Annotated in this window: 18 protein-coding genes; all 18 read right to left on the reverse strand. The window is 35.2% G+C overall.

Features of this window, described 5'->3' with window-relative positions; genetic code table 11:
• Positions 1–29 precede the first annotated feature (29 nt).
• Entirely contained in the window at positions 30–2,597 is a 2,568-nt protein-coding gene (gene mutS, locus AC4BB5_RS17020; RefSeq protein WP_490457241.1) for a DNA mismatch repair protein MutS, read from the reverse strand.
• Between the two features lie 2 nt (positions 2,598–2,599).
• Positions 2,600–2,968, reverse strand: coding sequence for a YlbF family regulator (locus AC4BB5_RS17025; RefSeq protein WP_490457242.1), 369 nt, complete (start codon positions 2,966–2,968; stop codon positions 2,600–2,602).
• A gap of 396 nt (positions 2,969–3,364) precedes the next feature.
• Positions 3,365–3,688, reverse strand: a complete 324-nt coding sequence (locus AC4BB5_RS17030; protein ID WP_490457243.1) for a hypothetical protein — start codon at positions 3,686–3,688, stop codon at positions 3,365–3,367.
• A gap of 21 nt (positions 3,689–3,709) precedes the next feature.
• Positions 3,710–4,312, reverse strand: a complete 603-nt coding sequence (locus AC4BB5_RS17035) for a polymorphic toxin-type HINT domain-containing protein (RefSeq protein WP_490457244.1) — start codon at positions 4,310–4,312, stop codon at positions 3,710–3,712.
• The gene (locus AC4BB5_RS17040; protein ID WP_490457245.1) at positions 4,293–4,688 is read right to left on the reverse strand and encodes a hypothetical protein; all 396 of its coding nucleotides are present in this window, start codon (positions 4,686–4,688) and stop codon (positions 4,293–4,295) included. Before AC4BB5_RS17040 ends, AC4BB5_RS17035 begins: the two co-directional genes overlap by 20 nt.
• Before the next feature lie 235 nt (positions 4,689–4,923).
• A complete protein-coding gene (locus AC4BB5_RS17045; RefSeq protein ID WP_490457246.1) occupies positions 4,924–5,304 on the reverse strand; it encodes a hypothetical protein in 381 nt (126 codons plus the stop codon).
• Between the two features lie 25 nt (positions 5,305–5,329).
• Positions 5,330–5,524, reverse strand: coding sequence for a hypothetical protein (locus AC4BB5_RS17050; RefSeq protein ID WP_490459093.1), 195 nt, complete (start codon positions 5,522–5,524; stop codon positions 5,330–5,332).
• 448 nt (positions 5,525–5,972) lie between these two features.
• On the reverse strand, positions 5,973–6,365 hold the full coding sequence (locus tag AC4BB5_RS17055) for a barstar family protein (RefSeq protein WP_490457247.1): 393 nt from the start codon (positions 6,363–6,365) through the stop codon (positions 5,973–5,975).
• 16 nt (positions 6,366–6,381) lie between these two features.
• Positions 6,382–6,765, reverse strand: coding sequence for a hypothetical protein (locus tag AC4BB5_RS17060; RefSeq protein ID WP_490457248.1), 384 nt, complete (start codon positions 6,763–6,765; stop codon positions 6,382–6,384).
• Positions 6,766–6,778: 13 nt separating this feature from the next.
• Positions 6,779–8,209, reverse strand: coding sequence for a T7SS effector LXG polymorphic toxin (locus AC4BB5_RS17065; protein ID WP_490457249.1), 1,431 nt, complete (start codon positions 8,207–8,209; stop codon positions 6,779–6,781).
• A complete protein-coding gene (locus tag AC4BB5_RS17070; RefSeq protein ID WP_490457250.1) occupies positions 8,199–8,573 on the reverse strand; it encodes a hypothetical protein in 375 nt (124 codons plus the stop codon). Before AC4BB5_RS17070 ends, AC4BB5_RS17065 begins: the two co-directional genes overlap by 11 nt.
• 127 nt (positions 8,574–8,700) lie before the next feature.
• The gene (locus AC4BB5_RS17075) at positions 8,701–8,982 is read right to left on the reverse strand and encodes a TIGR04197 family type VII secretion effector (protein ID WP_490457251.1); all 282 of its coding nucleotides are present in this window, start codon (positions 8,980–8,982) and stop codon (positions 8,701–8,703) included.
• Positions 8,983–9,942: 960 nt separating this feature from the next.
• The gene (locus tag AC4BB5_RS17080) at positions 9,943–11,001 is read right to left on the reverse strand and encodes a WxLIP family cell surface protein (protein WP_490457252.1); all 1,059 of its coding nucleotides are present in this window, start codon (positions 10,999–11,001) and stop codon (positions 9,943–9,945) included.
• 83 nt (positions 11,002–11,084) lie between these two features.
• Positions 11,085–11,669 carry a WxL domain-containing protein gene (locus AC4BB5_RS17085; protein WP_490457253.1) on the reverse strand — a complete coding sequence of 195 codons (585 nt, stop codon included), beginning with the start codon at positions 11,667–11,669 and terminating at the stop codon, positions 11,085–11,087.
• A complete protein-coding gene (locus AC4BB5_RS17090) occupies positions 11,670–11,945 on the reverse strand; it encodes a hypothetical protein (RefSeq protein ID WP_490457254.1) in 276 nt (91 codons plus the stop codon). It abuts the gene before it with no gap.
• Between the two features lie 13 nt (positions 11,946–11,958).
• Positions 11,959–14,364: a MucBP domain-containing protein gene (locus AC4BB5_RS17095; RefSeq protein ID WP_490457255.1), complete on the reverse strand. Its 2,406-nt coding sequence runs from the start codon at positions 14,362–14,364 to the stop codon at positions 11,959–11,961.
• Between the two features lie 273 nt (positions 14,365–14,637).
• Positions 14,638–16,146, reverse strand: a complete 1,509-nt coding sequence (locus AC4BB5_RS17100) for a helix-turn-helix domain-containing protein (protein WP_490457256.1) — start codon at positions 16,144–16,146, stop codon at positions 14,638–14,640.
• 184 nt (positions 16,147–16,330) lie between these two features.
• Positions 16,331–17,128 carry a TIGR00282 family metallophosphoesterase gene (locus tag AC4BB5_RS17105; RefSeq protein ID WP_490457257.1) on the reverse strand — a complete coding sequence of 266 codons (798 nt, stop codon included), beginning with the start codon at positions 17,126–17,128 and terminating at the stop codon, positions 16,331–16,333.
• Between the last annotated feature and the right edge of the window lie 13 nt (positions 17,129–17,141).

A 17,141-nucleotide genomic window follows, 5' to 3' on the forward strand; every position in this document is an offset into this window, starting at 1 on the left:
CCTTTCCTTACTCAGTTTTTTGATTTAATTTAAATTCTTTTTTGCAATTCATGTAGTTTATTTAAAGCATCCATTGGCGTCATTTCTAATAAATTGATTTTCTTCAAGGTATCGATCACGCCTAATTCATCCGTCGACACTTCTTTAAATAGAGATAATTGTTCGGTATCTTCTTTGATTTCGTCTTTGTATTCCACAGCTTTAAGTGGTTGTTCTTCTGATTCTAAAGCAGTAAGAATCGTAGCCGCACGTTCTAATAAAGCACTTGGTAAGCCAGCGATTTTAGCTACATGGATCCCATAACTTTTATCTGCTGGGCCATCCATCATTTTATGCAAGAAGACCACTTCGCCATTTTTTTCCACTGCACCAACGTGAACATTTTTCAAGCCAGTCAAGGTTTCGTCTAAGACGGTCAACTCATGGTAATGGGTAGAGAATAATGTTTTCGCTTTGACTTCTCGATGGATATATTCAATGATCGCTTGTGCTAACGCCATCCCATCATAAGTTGCCGTTCCGCGACCAAGTTCATCAAATAAAATCAAACTATTTGGCGTGGCATGACGCAATGCTTGATTAGCTTCCATCATTTCTACCATAAAGGTACTTTGCCCCGCAATCAAATCATCTGATGCTCCGATTCTTGTGAAAATTTGGTCAAAAATCGGTAGATCCGCCGATTCAGCTGGCACGAAACAACCGATTTGCGCCATCACAACGGTTAGTGCTAATTGACGCATGTAGGTACTTTTACCTGACATATTTGGTCCTGTGATTAAAAGAATGATGTTGTCTTTGCTCATATGAACACTATTTGGAATATATTCTTGATGCCCTAAAACTTTTTCCACAACCGGATGGCGTCCTTCAACGATATGCAATTCTTTACTATTGCTTTTCAGAGTTGGTCGAACATATTGGTATCGTTCACTCACTGTGGCAAACGCTTGTAAGACATCTACCGCACTGATTGTTTTTGCTAGTTTTTGCAGACGCTCAATATTGGCTTTAACTTGTTCTCGGACTTCTAAGAATAATTGATATTCTAAATCTACTGATTTTTCTTCTGCTTCTAAAATCAACGTTTCCATTTCTTTTAGTTCTGGAGTGATGAAACGTTCTGCATTGGCTAACGTTTGTTTGCGTTCGTATTTTCCTTCTTCTAGGTTGGCTAAATTTGATTTTGTCACTTCAATATAATAGCCAAATACTCGGTTAAAGCCAACTTTTAATGTTTTTATTCCTGTTTCTTGACGTTCTTTGGCTTCTAACTCTGCTAACCATTGTTTCCCGTGGCGCATGGCATCACGGTATTCATCTAGTTTTTCGTTATAATTGTCTTTAATGATGTTTCCTTCAGTGATTGCAAGTGGTGCTTCTTCATTGATAGCTGTATTGATTAGCTCAACGATATCCTCAGCTGGGTTTAAATCTAATAACAGGTCATTCCACTCGCCTTGATTGATTCCGACAATCAGCTCACGAACTAACGGAACTTGCTCTAATGATGTCTTTAATTGAATCAAATCGCGACCATTCACGTTTCCAAAGGCGACACGACCTGCTAAACGTTCTAAATCGTAGACTTTCGTTAAAGTCGATTGTAAATCAACACGTTCAAAATAGGAATTCAACAACGATTGAACCATTTCTTGGCGTGTTTGGATTTGTTTTTCTTGGATCAAGGGACGATCCAGCCATTGTTTTAGCAAACGGCCGCCCATTGCGGTTTTTGTTTCGTCTAATAACCATAGTAAGGTCCCTTTTTTCAAGCCAGTTCGGATCGATTGGGTCAATTCTAAGTTGAATTTAGAATAGTGATCCATTTTTAAAAAATGATCAGGCTGATATTCTACTGCTTTTTGAATATGAGATAGTCCTCGTTTTTGGGTCACAGTTAAATAAGTCAATAATTTGCCTGTGACTTCCACTTCTAGTGGGTGAGTCAGTTCACTCGTTAAGAAGCTAAATTCAGCATTTTCTTCCGCTTGATCTTGCTCAGAAAAAATAATATTCAAACGATCTTTTAATGTTTGCTTTAGTGTTTCTGACAAGGGGCTACCTAATACGATTTCTTTGGTTTGCAATGCTGACGCTTCATTAATGACTCCATCTTCATCGCTCAAGACAGCTGTCTTTAATTCCCCTGTACTTAAATCCACATAGGCTAAACCAAACATACCGTTTTCCTCAACGATCGCTGTTAGATAGTTGTTGTCTTTGGCGTCTAAACCTTTACTCGTCATAACCGTTCCAGGTGTAATCAGCTGAACGACTTCTCTCTTAACCATTCCTTTTGTAGTCTTAGGATCTTCTACTTGTTCACAAATTGCTACTTTATAGCCTTTTTCGATCAATGTATCAATATATCCTTGTGCTGCGTGATGAGGAATCCCACACATTGGAATTGGATCATCTGCATTGCGATTTCGGCTAGTTAAAGTTAATTCCAATACCTGTGACGCATTGATTGCATCTTCATAAAACATTTCATAAAAGTCACCTAATCGGTAAAATAAAAACGCATCTTGGTATTGATCTTTGATTGCTAAATATTGTTCCATCATTGGTGTGTTTTTCGTTTTTTGAGGCATTGTTACCCTTCCTTCTCTAGTTCTTCGTTGATTCTATATTGGATCATGTCTGTGACGTGTTGTAAGAGGTCGTTTGCTTCCATCAGTTGTTCTCGGTAGGCCACAACTAAAGGATGCTCATCAAATTCTTTCGTTAGTTCGTCCGCTCGTTTGATTGCGGCTTTTTCTGCTTCTGGTTTATCATAATGTGCAAATTGAACCGCATCTTTTTGTGCTGCTTTGATTTGCTCAACTAATTCAGTGAGCTTCTCGTTATTTTGAACTTTTTCTTCTAGTTCTTTGTAACGCTTGATCAATTCATCCTCGCCAAGCAAGGTCAATAACTTGGTTAATTCTTCGTTGATTCTTTTATCTTCAATGGATGGCTCCATGATTTCACACCTTTATTCTGGGTAAGATTTTGTTGTAAAACAAGTCTACTTATTTTAACATAATTCCAGCAGAATCAACAGTTTGTGGAAAAGAAAACAGAATCTATTTATTGGCGTTTATTTTATGGTAAATTGTCGAAATTGGAAATAGTGGATAGAAAAACAGCGTGACCTTTTGGTTAGGTTACGCTGTTTTGGATGATTTTTTTATGGGTAGATCGTAGGTTTTAACTGAAAAAATAACTTTACATTTTACAGCTGAGATTATTTTCCCACCAATAAATAGAACTAGCTTTTGGTAGCTTGATTAGTGAGTTTGGTCTTACTAATCAAGGCTTTGCTATTCTACGAAAATCAGATAGTAAAATACCTTTTTTTAGTCATATTAATTTGTAATTAAAAATCTGAGGATTCAGTGTAGTCTATATTTTCTGCAGATAACCCCTCAGGATAATCTTCATCAAGCATATTATTAAACCAATTCACAGTATCTTCTAAGGCTTCTTCAATAGTATTTCCAAAACCTACAGCACTTTCTGGTGAGCCATCAAATTTTCTCTTAATTTGAACATCTGTATATCCTTTAAATGTTCCATCTTGCCCTTCATAAACTTTTATTTTCATTTTTCCGTATGGTAAAATTTCAGTCATCCAAATTTGAAATTCTCCTACACACATTTTTATTTCATTCACATTTTTTATATTTAATTCCTTCCACATATTAAGTTTCCTCCTAAATCATTATTGTTTTCCAAATGAAATAATTTGATTGCCTATCTTATCAATATATTTTCCGTTTTTATAATATCTAGTGACTCCTGGTGTCGGATAATTTATTTTTTTAGTTCTTGCACCTCTTAATTGTTCACCAAATGCTTCTGCTTTTCTAAGATATTGCTCCACATTTGTTGCACCGACTTCAGAACCATGTTTTTTGAAATGATACATCAAAGAATCTTCCGGAGAATTAAAACTTCCTTGATGCCATTTTTTAGCATTAATACTACAATCATTATGCACTAATACATTCAAATTGGAAACAAAATAAGTATGAGCATTTTCTACTTCAAAATTATACACCTTAACAGGTTTATTTAAGCTTATAATTTGAATATCAGTGATTGACAACGCGTTTCCAACACTATCTATCAAATCATCATTACAGGTTAATTCTTTAGCCTTTATCCAGCCTTTACTTGGCAAATAAAACGGATGCTCTTCCGTTGTTTCAATCATTTCATTGTCAACCGTAATTCTAACAAGTTTGCTCGTTTCACTAACAAATAATTCAACAACTTTTTCATAAGTCTGAACATGAGAATTTTCATGGTTTGCCTTTTTCACCTATTCGAATAGATTCAATTGGTTTGTGCCCACGTTCTGTTAAAATAAGCGTTCCAGAAACAAAACACTTAGCCCCACCAGCTTTCTTATAAAAACCATTATTCGCTGCTTTTTGCCCCGCATAAGCACCACCGACTAATCCAACCAAATCGGACATAGTTCCTGTATGTGCCGCATATTGAAATTGCCATTTCTCTTTATCCGTCAATGGTTTTCCTGTATGTGGATTCAGCCCTAATTTCGCAAATTTGATATATTTTTGATAAACCAACTCTGGCGAATCTGTTACTTGAACCAAATCTGCTTCGGTTAAGCCATGTTTTGCCACGGTATTCGCTACACCAGCTTTCGCATTTTTGAGTTTTTCTTGTCTCATTTTTTCTCGTTTTTGCCATACCATTTGATGTTCAATAGCTCACTTTACTTCTTCAAAATGAAAAAACGGTATCAATGATTTTTTATCACGAATACCGCTTCACTTCAATAACTTTATATTTTTAGCCGAAATTAGTTTCCCCTCAATAGACACAGATGTGGGGAAACTCTTAGCTATTGAAAACTTGGTCAGTAAGGTCGCACTTCCTCCGCAAGTACCGATTTTAGGTTTTAATCTACTTGTCTTGCCAGAAAAAGGATACATCTTTCATTTCTACTTCTTCAACAACGATATCTTTACAAATGATATTCATTGTCATAATTGACACATCAATTGAACATTCAATAAATTCTTCGGTTTCCATATATTTTTTTAATGAAATATCCTGTGCATAATAACCAGATTTTGGTCCTGTATCTTTAACTTTAAAATCACCTCGCCAATTTGCATCAGTCTCATAGTCAACTTTATAACAAGAAGTAAATGATATTTTCCAACAATACTCCTTATTTTTTTCTACATAAATATACACTTCATCACCAAAATATTGGCTTTGAATATCTAAGACCAGCAAATCCCAGTAATTTGTTTCATCAATTTTTTTTTTGAATTTCATCAATCATTAAAACAACTCCTATTTTTTATTTGTCATTCCACGGTAAATGACCATCAAGACTAGTTCTATCTACCATATTTCCTAACTTATCTAATGGATTTCCTAAATCATCATAAATATGCATGTGTTGATATTTTTTTATATTATCAGGTGGATCAATACGCACCCTCATCTGACCACTTGCATCTTTTATATGAACTCGTCCATTATTTTCAAAAATTTTCCAATTTAGCTATCTTTACAACATTCTCATTAGTATAAGTTAAAATTTTTACCTCCAAAATCTTTCCTATATATTCTTGAAGTAATTAAATTTATGAGTATTTGACACACAATTTTTTTCACTTCGTTTGTTCTTGATGACTCATCAACATTCTAAGGCTGTACCTTCGCTATCTTCCCTTGTTCAATAAAGTCGAAATTTTAATTTTCATAAGTTTTCAAACAGATCAATATTGTTAATTTTATAAGATTTTCAACAAAAGTAGATTCATATATTTCACTCGTTTTTAATGAATGTAGTCAAAAAAGGGCTTTCGACATTACTTCTTCTATTTATTTTTATATTTTGAAATTCTTTTATTTGTGCACTTTAAATTATGAAAATGTTCTGATCACATATGAGAATCAGTATTTTTTAACGACATCCTTATCTCTATTTATTAAATCTAATCAATTAGATAGATATTAAAACCTTTCGTTTCTCCCTCTACAACAGTAGTTAGGATTTCTTTTTCCCAAAAAGGCAAAACAAACTCTCTCAATATTTCTTCAAATATGTCTTTGAGGTTATTATCATCATCTAAAAAATCAGTATAGTTATGTACATTTAACTGAAAATTATCTGTTTCAATCCAACTTAAATCTGTTAACCAATCAGTTATCCCTTCCCAACTATTAGCATCTGGCAATGTATATTCTTTTTGTAATACACTAAATAATTCCCTTTTATTTGATATTTCATTGCCTTTTAAATTAACAATAAAACAGTTTCCCAATTTACTAGTAGAATCAGAGTCGATATACTCACATTTTGTAGTATGGATTAATTTATTGTACATGTTACACCTCAATATGTCATGAAAGCTCTCTCCATTTAATTTTTTTACATACAAAACTTGTAGCAATTTCCTCCTCAATGTCATCGCTACTATACCAATAAAAATTCCCCTCTTTTTCAAAAAAGCTAGCTTCGAATATTTCTAATGTTGAATCTAAACTATTATTTATATGAAACTGACTAACACCCTCTAAACAAAATTCAATCGTTGTCATAAATTCTGATTGTCTTTGAATAAATAAATTTACCACGGGATCCGTATTCATTATCATAGAGAAATCTTCATCTACATAAGTACCACTTGTATATTTCAAATCTTTTATACAACTATCATGAAAATTATCTAGCGTTTTCATTAATTTATCTATATCCGATTGAGTTTCTAAATTTTTCCATTCCATCTGTTATTCATCCTCACTTTAATCTTTTTGGCTTTTCAGGATTTGACCAATCCCATTTGTGTCTATGTGGAAACTCATGAGTTCCATCATCCGAGTGATTGAAATCTATATCTTCTATAGCTCTCCCCTTCTCATCATAATATCTTCGTTGTTTAACACTCCCATCAGGATTAAGAATATCCGCAGAAGAATTTGGTTTTCCATCTTTAGATAGCCCTCCCTTTTGGATAACTATATGATTTGGCATTTTTCCACCATTTTTAATAATAGTTTTAGGATTAATTCCACTAGGAGTCTTAATGCCCCAGTTGCCCTTACTTTTATTTCTGTCCAAAGTATAGTTTTTTCCATCCTTATTCCCAGTAATAGGCATTCTTTTAGGCGTAACTTGCCCCGCAGTCAACGGATTATTCGCATAATGTCCTGCAATCCCTGTCGCGGCAATCATACTTGCAATAATTGCCCAGCGTTGCGCTTTTTCAAGAGCAGTTAAGGGTTCTCCTGTATCATAATTTTTCCCATCTCGTAATTCAATCGCTAATTTCGTCAAATAATCAGGTTCTTCTTTACCTAAAACCGCATCTCTGCCATACAACTCTATCTGATTTTTGATCCATAAATCATAGGCCTTGTTTACTCGGAAATCTTCTTGCGTAATACGATTTGGGTCAACAACCCACATCCATCTTTTCGTTCCATTAATATCGACAAGCATATATTTGCGTTTATCCAATTCTTTTTGTAATTTCAAGCCATCCGCTTCTACTTGTTTTTCCCAATTACCTCGTTTAGCTTTTGCTCGATTTTCCATCTCTTTTGCTCGAGCTGTCCAGCGTTCATTGATTGGTTTCGCCCAACTCATATTTAAACGACTCATATCAAACGTTCCTGTAGCTGGATTCCAAGCCTTGCAGTTTGCTACTTGAGCTAACCCAGCGCTAAATTCTGCTTCACTGTCTTCGTACTCTGCAAAAATACTCGCTGAATGTGCATTATATTCATGAAACTTCCTTAATTTTTCTCGGCGTTTTTCAATAATTTCACAGGCATTGATATAACGCCGTTCTAAATCAGGGCGCATTATTTTTGCCGTGCTCATTTGTTGTTCAATATCTCGTTTTACCTCTTCGAAACGAGCGATTTGTTCCAACATTTCATCTTCGATCGTATCAATTCCACAAACCATGCTTTGATAGTCACTAAGCAAGCGTTTGTTCGCACTTTCGAGCGCTTCTCCTGTCATTATAGCAGATTGACACAACGGTGTGTAAGCCACCATGAAATAGCTTTTCGCTGAATCATACGCCTTACTAGATAATGGTGCTGATAAAAAAGACTGAATACTTGTTTGTAGTGAAGCAATTGCTTGGCTTGCCTGATTATTCATTCGAGACGCTTGATTGACTTGCGCTTGAACTTCACTCACATAAAAATTAAGTCCCACTCGACTCACCCTCCTTTTGCGTCCAAAAAGAAGTTTGTTCAGCGTTTACGGATTCTTCTTGTTCTAACAACGATCGATACTCTTTTTGTAGCTCAACTTGCTGTTCTTCAAGTTCTCGTTGGGCTTTTTTAGCTAAATAAAGACTTTCATCTCCTCGTTCTTGGTAAAAAGCCCTTTCTTTTGCTTCACAACTATTCAAAACAAATTCATACGCTTGTTGCTCTTTTTGTTGGAGGTAGAAAAAGGCTTCTTGTTGCTCTTCTACTTGACGGTGTTCTTTCTTGATGCTTAACTGCTCCTCTTGCAACTGCTCTATACGCATACGGTACTGATAATTTTTTTGGTCATATTCAATTTCGTTCATCGAAAACCTCCTAATATAAAAGTGAGACGAGCTCGTTCAACTCCGACTGGAAAATAGGAAAAATCGCTTGTGGTGCTTTTTACCACAAACTATTTTTATCTTTTTCCCGAGGAATTAGCTCGTATAGCTAGATCAAATTATTTAAATTTGTTAGTTGAGCGATGTTCTGATCAACTTTTTCAAATTCTTTCGCAACGGAATGAATGTTGTTCCCTGCAGAAACGACGCTGGAAGAGAACAACTTTAATCCCTGTTCATATTTATTCATTGCTTGTTTGGCTTTTGCGTTGCCCAAAACATTGGTACCTGATGAGACGGTTGAAGCGCTGATACTATTTAATGCGCTAGCTGATTGACTGAAAGAAGCTGAAATGCCTCCTGCAATGCTTGTATTACTGTTAATTGCCATACATACACACCCTTTTATTTCTATCATTACCCTTCAAGTATAGCGAACAAAATTTTAAAAATAAATAACTTTTCAGTTTCAAAGTATAACTTTTTAAAAAATATGACTTTCTTTTAGATAATATAGTAAGCTAAATGGTAAAAAATAGCATTCGGATTTAGATTAGAATGGGAGGATTTAGAAAATAATTTTGTTATTTTTCCTTATATATAAGAGAGAGAGATTGTGATGTTATTTAATCGAGAAATGTAAGATTTTTTATTGCGAACGGTTGTTTCTTTCGGTATACTAATAGCCATAGGATAGAAATAATTAACAAGGAAAATAGCAAAAAATCACTTAGCCAGAAATAAGCGGATTAGCGGTTGTTTTTCCTAACGATAAAACTAAATAATTGGCACTTTTGGTATGGCTACCAACCAAACCAATGAAGTTTTGATTAAACAGCGTAACCTGCTTAAACAAATCGCCAATAGTGTACATTACGTTCTTATTTTTACATACTTTTGTCTACCAGAAGACGGCAAATCTTCTCCTTCCAAGTACAGATGAGTAAAAATAGCTGTTCTTTGATGTGCCTATTGTCAACGATTGCGGGTATCACTGTAGTCGTTTTTTTGTTGCAATCTTATAAAATTTAAGAAAAAGAGAAGTACTTTACGAATCCCACTACACCGATTAATAAAAAACAAGTCGTTAAGCACTATTATGCCTGTTCTAAAATTTTCCAAACGTTTAATGCAGAGTTTGAAAAACTCAACTCAACTGCTGAAAAACAAGTATTGAAAATGCAAGAAAGCCGTACAAAATGACTATTTACATAATAAAGAACGGGGCGTCTCTTTCGTCTAGCCACTATATATTTCCTTATTTTCTACTTGACTAATCGTAGGAAAGAGCCTGAAACATAACTTGAAAAGTTATGTCCCAGGCTCTTTGTCAATGATCCGATTCTATTTTCTACTTCTCTTTCTTCAACTCTGCCACTTGTTCTTCTAACGCGTTGATTTTTCGTTGTCTTCTTCTATATAAAGCAAAAAGTAGAATCAACACTAACAGAACGAACAAAAGGATGATATAAAGCAAATAGTTGTTTTGGTCATGATGAATATATGCTTGGTCATTTAGTTTTTTTGCTTCGGTCGCTTTGATTTCAAATTCTTCTTCAAAATCCCACGTTTTCCCTTTCGATTCTGCATGGACAGCTAACAGGTATTTTCCAGGTTTAAATTCCGTTTCTTGCAAGCTTACTGGATAATTAAAGACAGAATTTGGTGCCATTTGTAGGTCCCTTTTTTCTGTTTCATAGAGAATTTTATCTGTATTTTTCTTGCTGATTTTTACATTTACATTCAGTTTATTTAAATATGCCGCTTTAGGATTCGTCAATCGGGCAAAAACTGTATTTCTGTTATTGATTTGGCCTAAGCTTACTTTGGATAATTGTAAATCAGGCGCAACTTCCTTCTCACCATGTAAAACAAGGGCAATCACATAACCAAATTGATTTTTGATGGCAACATCAGCTGTTGACTCTGCTGATTTTTCCTCTGTGCTTTCACTTGTGAAAATAATCCCACCAGATAAGATGCCTAAAAAATCTTTTTTGGGCATTGCAATCGCATAGTCAACCTCTTTTGATTCATAAGGCGCTAACGTGATTGCAGCTGTGTTTGTTTTGACCAGCTTGCTTAAATCGTAGGGTAAATCGATTGATTGATTTTTGTCACTATTGATATACTCAACCACTCCATTGGAATTGGTCGTCGCTGTTTTGACTTTCGTATTGATCGTTCGTTCTTGATCAGATTTATTCGTTACCTTAACCCTTACTGTGTGGGTTTCTTCTGAGGTAAGTCGTAAGTCAAAATATGTTTTTGTTTTATCTACTTGCTTGATTGAAGGAATCGCTTTTACTTCATAGTCTGCATCTTGAGCCGAAACATTTAGTGTTCCTACCAGACACCCGAATACAAACCCGATCAGCGGCAACGCAACTTTAAGTGTTCGTTTTAACATGTAAATTCCTCCATTTTTTTATTTCTATGTATGTTTTGGAGCGGGATAAACCTTTTTTAACCCGCCCCATTTTCTAAATTATATTAGCTATTTGTTGGTTGATCTAACAATGTCCATGTCAATGTTGTTTCATATTGTTTCGCTACTTTGACTGTTTCACCTGGAACGGCTAAAATGGCAGCATCTTTACCAAAATTTTCGATCGTTACCCCATTACCAAATCCTGCTTCTGCATCTAAAATCGTTGCGCTTGAACCATCTGTATTTAGCACAACGTCTGTTTTAGCAGTGGCAGATCCTGTTGATTTATCTGAGATAGTTGGTGTTTTCAATGTGATTTGAGCGTTTGTCAATTCATTTTTATCTGCTTTAAATTGTCCATTTTGGGCAACTTGGACTGTCCAGCCAGCTTCTGTTCCGCGGATATCTTGAACAGTTGTTGCTGTGTCTGTTTTACTTTTATAGACTTCATCTTTCGCTGAAATCGGATTAGAACCGAAATCAAAATCAGCCACACTCAATAGTGTCAATGCACCTTCGGTTGGTGCTGTGAAGCCAATGTCACTTTTTGACTCTTGGTCTACAATTTCTTCTGCATTTACGACCATACTTGTACTAAAAATCATTGATATTACTGCAAATCCTACTAAAATTTTGTTTGCTTTCATTTAAATTCTCTCCTCGTTCTTTAAAGTTCTATATGATATCATTCCAATAACAAGTACCAGAATGGATATTCCATCTATTAATAAAACATTGTGCTGCAAATCTTCACCCGTTTGGGGCAAAAGTCCCTTTAGATCTGGTTCTTTTTTCTTCTCTTCATAAAACCCAACCACAACTTTAGAATTCTCTTTTGCGTAGCTTGTATCCATTCCGATAAAATAGATAAGATAACCGCTAATTATTAACAGTTGAAGCCATTTTCTTTTTTTTATTTTCACAGTTTGGCACCTTTCAATCATTTGCGACAACATCATAGAGTTCCCAACTGATTTCTCCAGAATACTGATCGGCTAGTGCATCGCCTGATTTTACGGATACTTTCAAGCCATCATCAGACGTTGCCCAGTCATGGCTTACATTGTAATCATCATGCGTCGTTGTGACCGCTGATTCAATGATTGCAGATGAACTTGTAGGAATCGGTACTGATTTCCCATCTTTCACATAAAATAGAGCCTCAGTCAGAACATGCTGCGTTTTATTGCCAGTCAAAGGTTTGTTTAGTGTTGCTCTTAATTGCCAATTAGAACCTAAGGTACGTGTATCTTTTACGATGATATCTTTATCTTTAGATTCAATCTTATATTCTTCATCTTTGCTAGATAATACATGGGTTCCAAAACTAATTTGTGTTGGTACTGTTGAAAAACTTAAATGCCCTTGATAGTTGTAAACGACTGTTTGTTCTTCATTCGAAAAAGTCCCTGTTGCATTGGTCGGTGTGTCGGTTAACGTATAGCCTGAAATTTCTTTCGCCATAGTCTGATATGACTGACTAACCTTTCCCTTTAAAACTTCTGTTGACGCAATCTCTTGTCCATCTTCGTTTAAATAGCTCACAACGACTGGTTTCCCTTGAACAAAATCAGCTTCAAGTTGTGCTTCATTACTCATCTTTGTTTCTTCATTTACAGTCGTTATGGCTGTATTTGGAATCAGAAGTTGGTTGACCTCAGGGTCAGATAGATCTTCTTGGGTTGGATTTAACGTACCGTTCAGCTCAATCGTATAGGTCTTTCCGTAAAAGTTTTCATTAGCTAAACTTTCTGGTTTTGCTTCAACCAGTAATTCGTTCTCTGCATTTTTACTAAGTGTAAAATAATCAATAGCATTATTCTCCGTCTCATCACTGATTGTAATATCCTCTGCAGAAATTTCTAATAAATCTGATAACGCGTCAGTGATTTTGACTGACTGAACTGGAAATCTCGACGAGTAGGTTGGTATTTTTTGAGAAATCGTATATAGACGTCGTTTTTCATTCCCAGTATAGGTGATATGCTCTCCTATTTTCACCGGCGCTTCTAGTTCTTCTCCACCAACAATATCCCCTAATCCTGGGAAATCATCATAGTCAAACATCGCTGTACTTTCTTCGGTATCGATCGACATATTGGTATGGATATCATATCCAGAAATTACACTTCCTAACACTCGACCTTGCGTATCATCAAGCATCACAGAAGTTCGTGGAGCTAAAACAGTTCCTATAAATAATGAGGCGTTACTTCTAAATTGTATTTCTCGTTCTTCATCATTAAAATTGTGAACAAGGTGTGTCGCTGTTTTATAAGTTTTTTCTTTTAGTTCCTCAGAAATTGTATGACTGTCTGATTTTATTAACGGCATTGCTTTATCGGCATATTTTCCTTCAAAAAAAACTCCCTTGTTTCCTTCAAAGCTATATTCTTCATCACCTGGTAAACTAGGGTAAGCTGTTGCATGAAAGAAGGTACTGCCGCTGAAATTGAAGGATGGAAAGTGCTTATAGTTAATAAATAAATACGGTGGTAACATCGTATCTGGATCATAATTTGTATAATTGATCGAAATGTCGTGTGCAGTTTTGAAATGATCGATTTGTCCATCGACATCGACAATCACAACTGCCTGTTTCGTCTCTCCTTTTTTCAAAGCTATATTGATCTGGACGGCTGACTGTCCACCCCAGTCATTTGGATTAACTACTTCTTGCTCTGTATTTACTTCAGCTGTTTGAACTGCTGAATTATAAACCGCTGACTGCTCAGTATCAGTCAATGTTGCGTAGTAATCGCTAATGCTCTGAATATTTTCTGTCAATTGAGAAAAATTCGAAATGCCATTATCCGTAAATGATGGAAATGAGTCTAACGAGTCATTATAAATTCGCTTCGAGAAATTTTCTTGTAAGCTTGGATAATGTTGTAATGCATCATTCATCTCTTTTTCTGTTGGTAAGCTTCCTATATAATAATGTAAATCTTGACCGTCTACATACTTAAAACTTGTTGCGTTAGCATACCAACGAATGATATCACTACCTGTAATCGTTTCAGAAACAACCCCTGGGTCAATCTGTTCCAAATCCCACTGACGTAGCGAGTTTTGGTAATTTTGAAACCCGCCTTTTGACAAACCAGAGGATCCGTTAGATGTTATATTTTTTGCAAGGAATTGACCAACAACCTGTTTTTCCTGCAATTGATCGGTATTAAAATAAAGTGTACCGCCAGCCGTTAAGTTTGTTTTTGTAGAAACACCAAGCGGATAACCTCCCGGTGGTAAAACTGTTTCAGCAAAAACTTTGTCCATCGAACTTACATTATATAAAAGACAGAAAAACAAAATGAGTAAACTAAAAATATTCTTTTTCATCGCCTTCTCCTATCTGCTTATCTCATTAAGCAATGCCTGCATAACAACTTTTCATTACTATGAAATAATACAATTTTTTTCAGAAAAAAATTATATATTTATGAAACAATCTGTTCCAAAATAAAAAAAACAACAGTTCTTTATTCATAAAAGTCTTTAATAGCAAGTAAAAAAGAGTTGAAACAAAACATCTACCTGTTTTGTTTCAACTCTATAAAAAATATAAAATAGAGATATTTCCGATAGAAAACAAACACTATGGACGACTATTTTCTACAAAGCTGAAAAAATCGTCTTGTAAAAAATATCATTGATCGCGTCGATCATTTTCCCCCATTGCTCTGGATTCAACTGTTCATCAAAATAAAAATACTCCGTCTCTGGATTTACGACTTCATATGAATCCGAGATAACTAAATCAGCTGTTAACACATCGTTCGTAAAAACGATTCGTTCCTGGTTATAAACATCTAAAATAATTTTTTTGATACCGTCAGCCAAAATCAAGTTATTGTTAAAAATAACACAAATCGACATACTTCCAGCTTTTTTATTTAAGTAAATACCCGAATAGATTGTCAATGTGAGAATCGACATAACACCTGCCAACGATTTCTTGTTTATTTTAGAATAAAATTCCTGTTGCTTGATCACTTTTTCGATCTTATTGAAAATTTCCACACTTGCTTCATCGTAGTCGATAATTGAATGAAACGATAGCCCGTTTTTATAATATCCAGAAATATCAATATTGATGTGTTTGATATAGATCAATAAAATGATTAGGTAAAAGTAAAAATTAATATATCCCTCTTCTGTGTACTCTAAGTTGAATTCTTGTTGAATCTCATTTATTAACTTCGTTGTATACGCTGCAATTTCTAGTGACGACTGTCGATAATTTTCAACGATTTTCTTTCTGGTTTCCATTGAATCTAAATTGTAAATCAGTCCTCTAGTCGCATACAGTAACAATGCCCGTTCTTTATGATACCCTTTCATTGGTAGTCGTTGTTTCAACAAAGGCAGTAACTCCGAATCTTTAGTATCGAAATAAGCAACATCTGATAAAAAACTTTCAGATAGCGCTACATAGTTTTTTTGCCTAAGAACTCTTTTTAATGTAATCAACTGGATAAAACGTAGCTTGGCTCGTTGAGAATCTGATAAAGAGGCCGTATGATCAAAATATTCCTCAAATTCTTTGATTTCCCACCAAGATTCAGAATAGTTATCATTATCATACTCTGTCGATTTAAAAACTGACCAGTATGAATAAAAAGCAAAGAGGCGAATTCCAACTTCATTCCCTGTCAAAGGACTGGCAGTTTGATCAAATGAAATTTTTCCGCCGAATGGAACGAGCATTTGCTTTAGTACCCGCAATTGTTTGTAAAGCGCTGAACTGCTCATATGCAAATCAAGAGCCATCGCCTCGATTGAACTATATTTATTTTTTAATAGCCCATCTAAAATGAAAAAAACGCCACTTTTTTTAACATAGAATAAATGAATATAGTCGACTAAGTACCCAACGCTGTAAGGTTTAGATGTTTCGATTTGATATGTTCCAGTCTGAGTGTTTTGAACTAAATGAACGTTCCCATCAAACGTCTCTTCTACTTCTTGCCCTAAATCATTGATATGTCTGCTCAAGGTACTTTTCGTCAGATCATGCTTTTGCATCAACTCATTAAAGCTCAACCCGTTTTTTGAGAAAACGATTGACTTAAATAAGTCAAACTTCATCCGCTCTTTTTTTCCCATAAAAGAATTTCGCATAGGTGCCTCCTGTCTTAGTCTTTGTACTCTGATCATTTTCTTTATTATAAAGCAAATGGCTACGCTCTTGTTCATAAACGCTCAGTAACTTTTCACTTCAAAAAAAAAGAACCAGAAGCTACTCCTTTCATTTAATGGAGTTTGATACTTCTGTCTCTTTTTATTTTTCGATCAATTAAACGGTTTATTCTTCAAATGGACGATCATCACTGATTTGGATCGGTTCGATTTTTTTTGCTCGTCCTGTCTGATCATCAATATCGATCACACAAGCTGACAATATACTCCGTCCTTCTTCAACAACTTCAAACCGTCTCGGCAATGCCGTTATGAATTTTTCGATGACTGGTCCACGTTTCATCCCTAAAATGCCATCATATGGTCCTGTCATGCCAACATCACTTAAAAAAGCTGTGCCTGCTGGTAAAATCCGAGCATCGTTGGTCTGCACATGTGTGTGCGTGCCAACAACCGCACTGACTTTCCCATCTAAAAACCAGCTCATTGCTTGCTTCTCACTAGTAGTTTCTCCATGGAAATCAACGAAAATCAACGGCGTCCGCTTACGTGCTTCAGCAACTAATTCTTCTGCTTTACGAAATGGATCATCAATATCTGCCATAAAAACACGTGCCTGCATGTTAATAACAGCCAACTCAAGCTGATTGACTTTAACAAAAACCATTCCTTGTCCTGGTGTACCTTGCGGAAAATTTGCTGGTCGGATCATTTTTTTAGCATCATCGATAAATTCAAAGATCTCTTTGTTATCCCAAGTATGATTTCCTAATGTCACGACATCCACGCCATCTTGTAAAAATTTCTTATAAATCTTGCCAGTGATTCCTCTACCTGCTGCAGCATTTTCCCCATTCAAAATCGTTACTTGGGGACGATATTTTTTCTTCAACTTAGGTAAATAGGTGGTTATCGTATCTCGACCTAGTGAACCCACAACATCTCCTATAAATAATATACGCAAAAAACTTCCTCTT

Source organism: Enterococcus sp. AMC1252 (genome assembly GCF_058216515.1).

What these genes read in the sequence shown, in the direction of transcription:
- AC4BB5_RS17080 (WP_490457252.1), bottom strand. Translation starts at nt 11,001, where the DNA reads ATGTTAAAACGAACACTTAAAGTTGCGTTGCCGCTGATCGGGTTTGTA.
- AC4BB5_RS17040 (WP_490457245.1), bottom strand. Translation starts at nt 4,688, where the DNA reads ATGAGACAAGAAAAACTCAAAAATGCGAAAGCTGGTGTAGCGAATACC.
- AC4BB5_RS17030 (WP_490457243.1), bottom strand. Translation starts at nt 3,688, where the DNA reads ATGTGGAAGGAATTAAATATAAAAAATGTGAATGAAATAAAAATGTGT.
- AC4BB5_RS17045 (WP_490457246.1), bottom strand. Translation starts at nt 5,304, where the DNA reads ATGAAATTCAAAAAAAAAATTGATGAAACAAATTACTGGGATTTGCTG.
- AC4BB5_RS17070 (WP_490457250.1), bottom strand. Translation starts at nt 8,573, where the DNA reads ATGAACGAAATTGAATATGACCAAAAAAATTATCAGTACCGTATGCGT.
- AC4BB5_RS17095 (WP_490457255.1), bottom strand. Translation starts at nt 14,364, where the DNA reads ATGAAAAAGAATATTTTTAGTTTACTCATTTTGTTTTTCTGTCTTTTA.
- AC4BB5_RS17060 (WP_490457248.1), bottom strand. Translation starts at nt 6,765, where the DNA reads ATGGAATGGAAAAATTTAGAAACTCAATCGGATATAGATAAATTAATG.
- AC4BB5_RS17100 (WP_490457256.1), bottom strand. Translation starts at nt 16,146, where the DNA reads ATGCGAAATTCTTTTATGGGAAAAAAAGAGCGGATGAAGTTTGACTTA.
- AC4BB5_RS17085 (WP_490457253.1), bottom strand. Translation starts at nt 11,669, where the DNA reads ATGAAAGCAAACAAAATTTTAGTAGGATTTGCAGTAATATCAATGATT.
- AC4BB5_RS17025 (WP_490457242.1), bottom strand. Translation starts at nt 2,968, where the DNA reads ATGGAGCCATCCATTGAAGATAAAAGAATCAACGAAGAATTAACCAAG.
- AC4BB5_RS17055 (WP_490457247.1), bottom strand. Translation starts at nt 6,365, where the DNA reads ATGTACAATAAATTAATCCATACTACAAAATGTGAGTATATCGACTCT.
- AC4BB5_RS17075 (WP_490457251.1), bottom strand. Translation starts at nt 8,982, where the DNA reads ATGGCAATTAACAGTAATACAAGCATTGCAGGAGGCATTTCAGCTTCT.
- mutS (WP_490457241.1), bottom strand. Translation starts at nt 2,597, where the DNA reads ATGCCTCAAAAAACGAAAAACACACCAATGATGGAACAATATTTAGCA.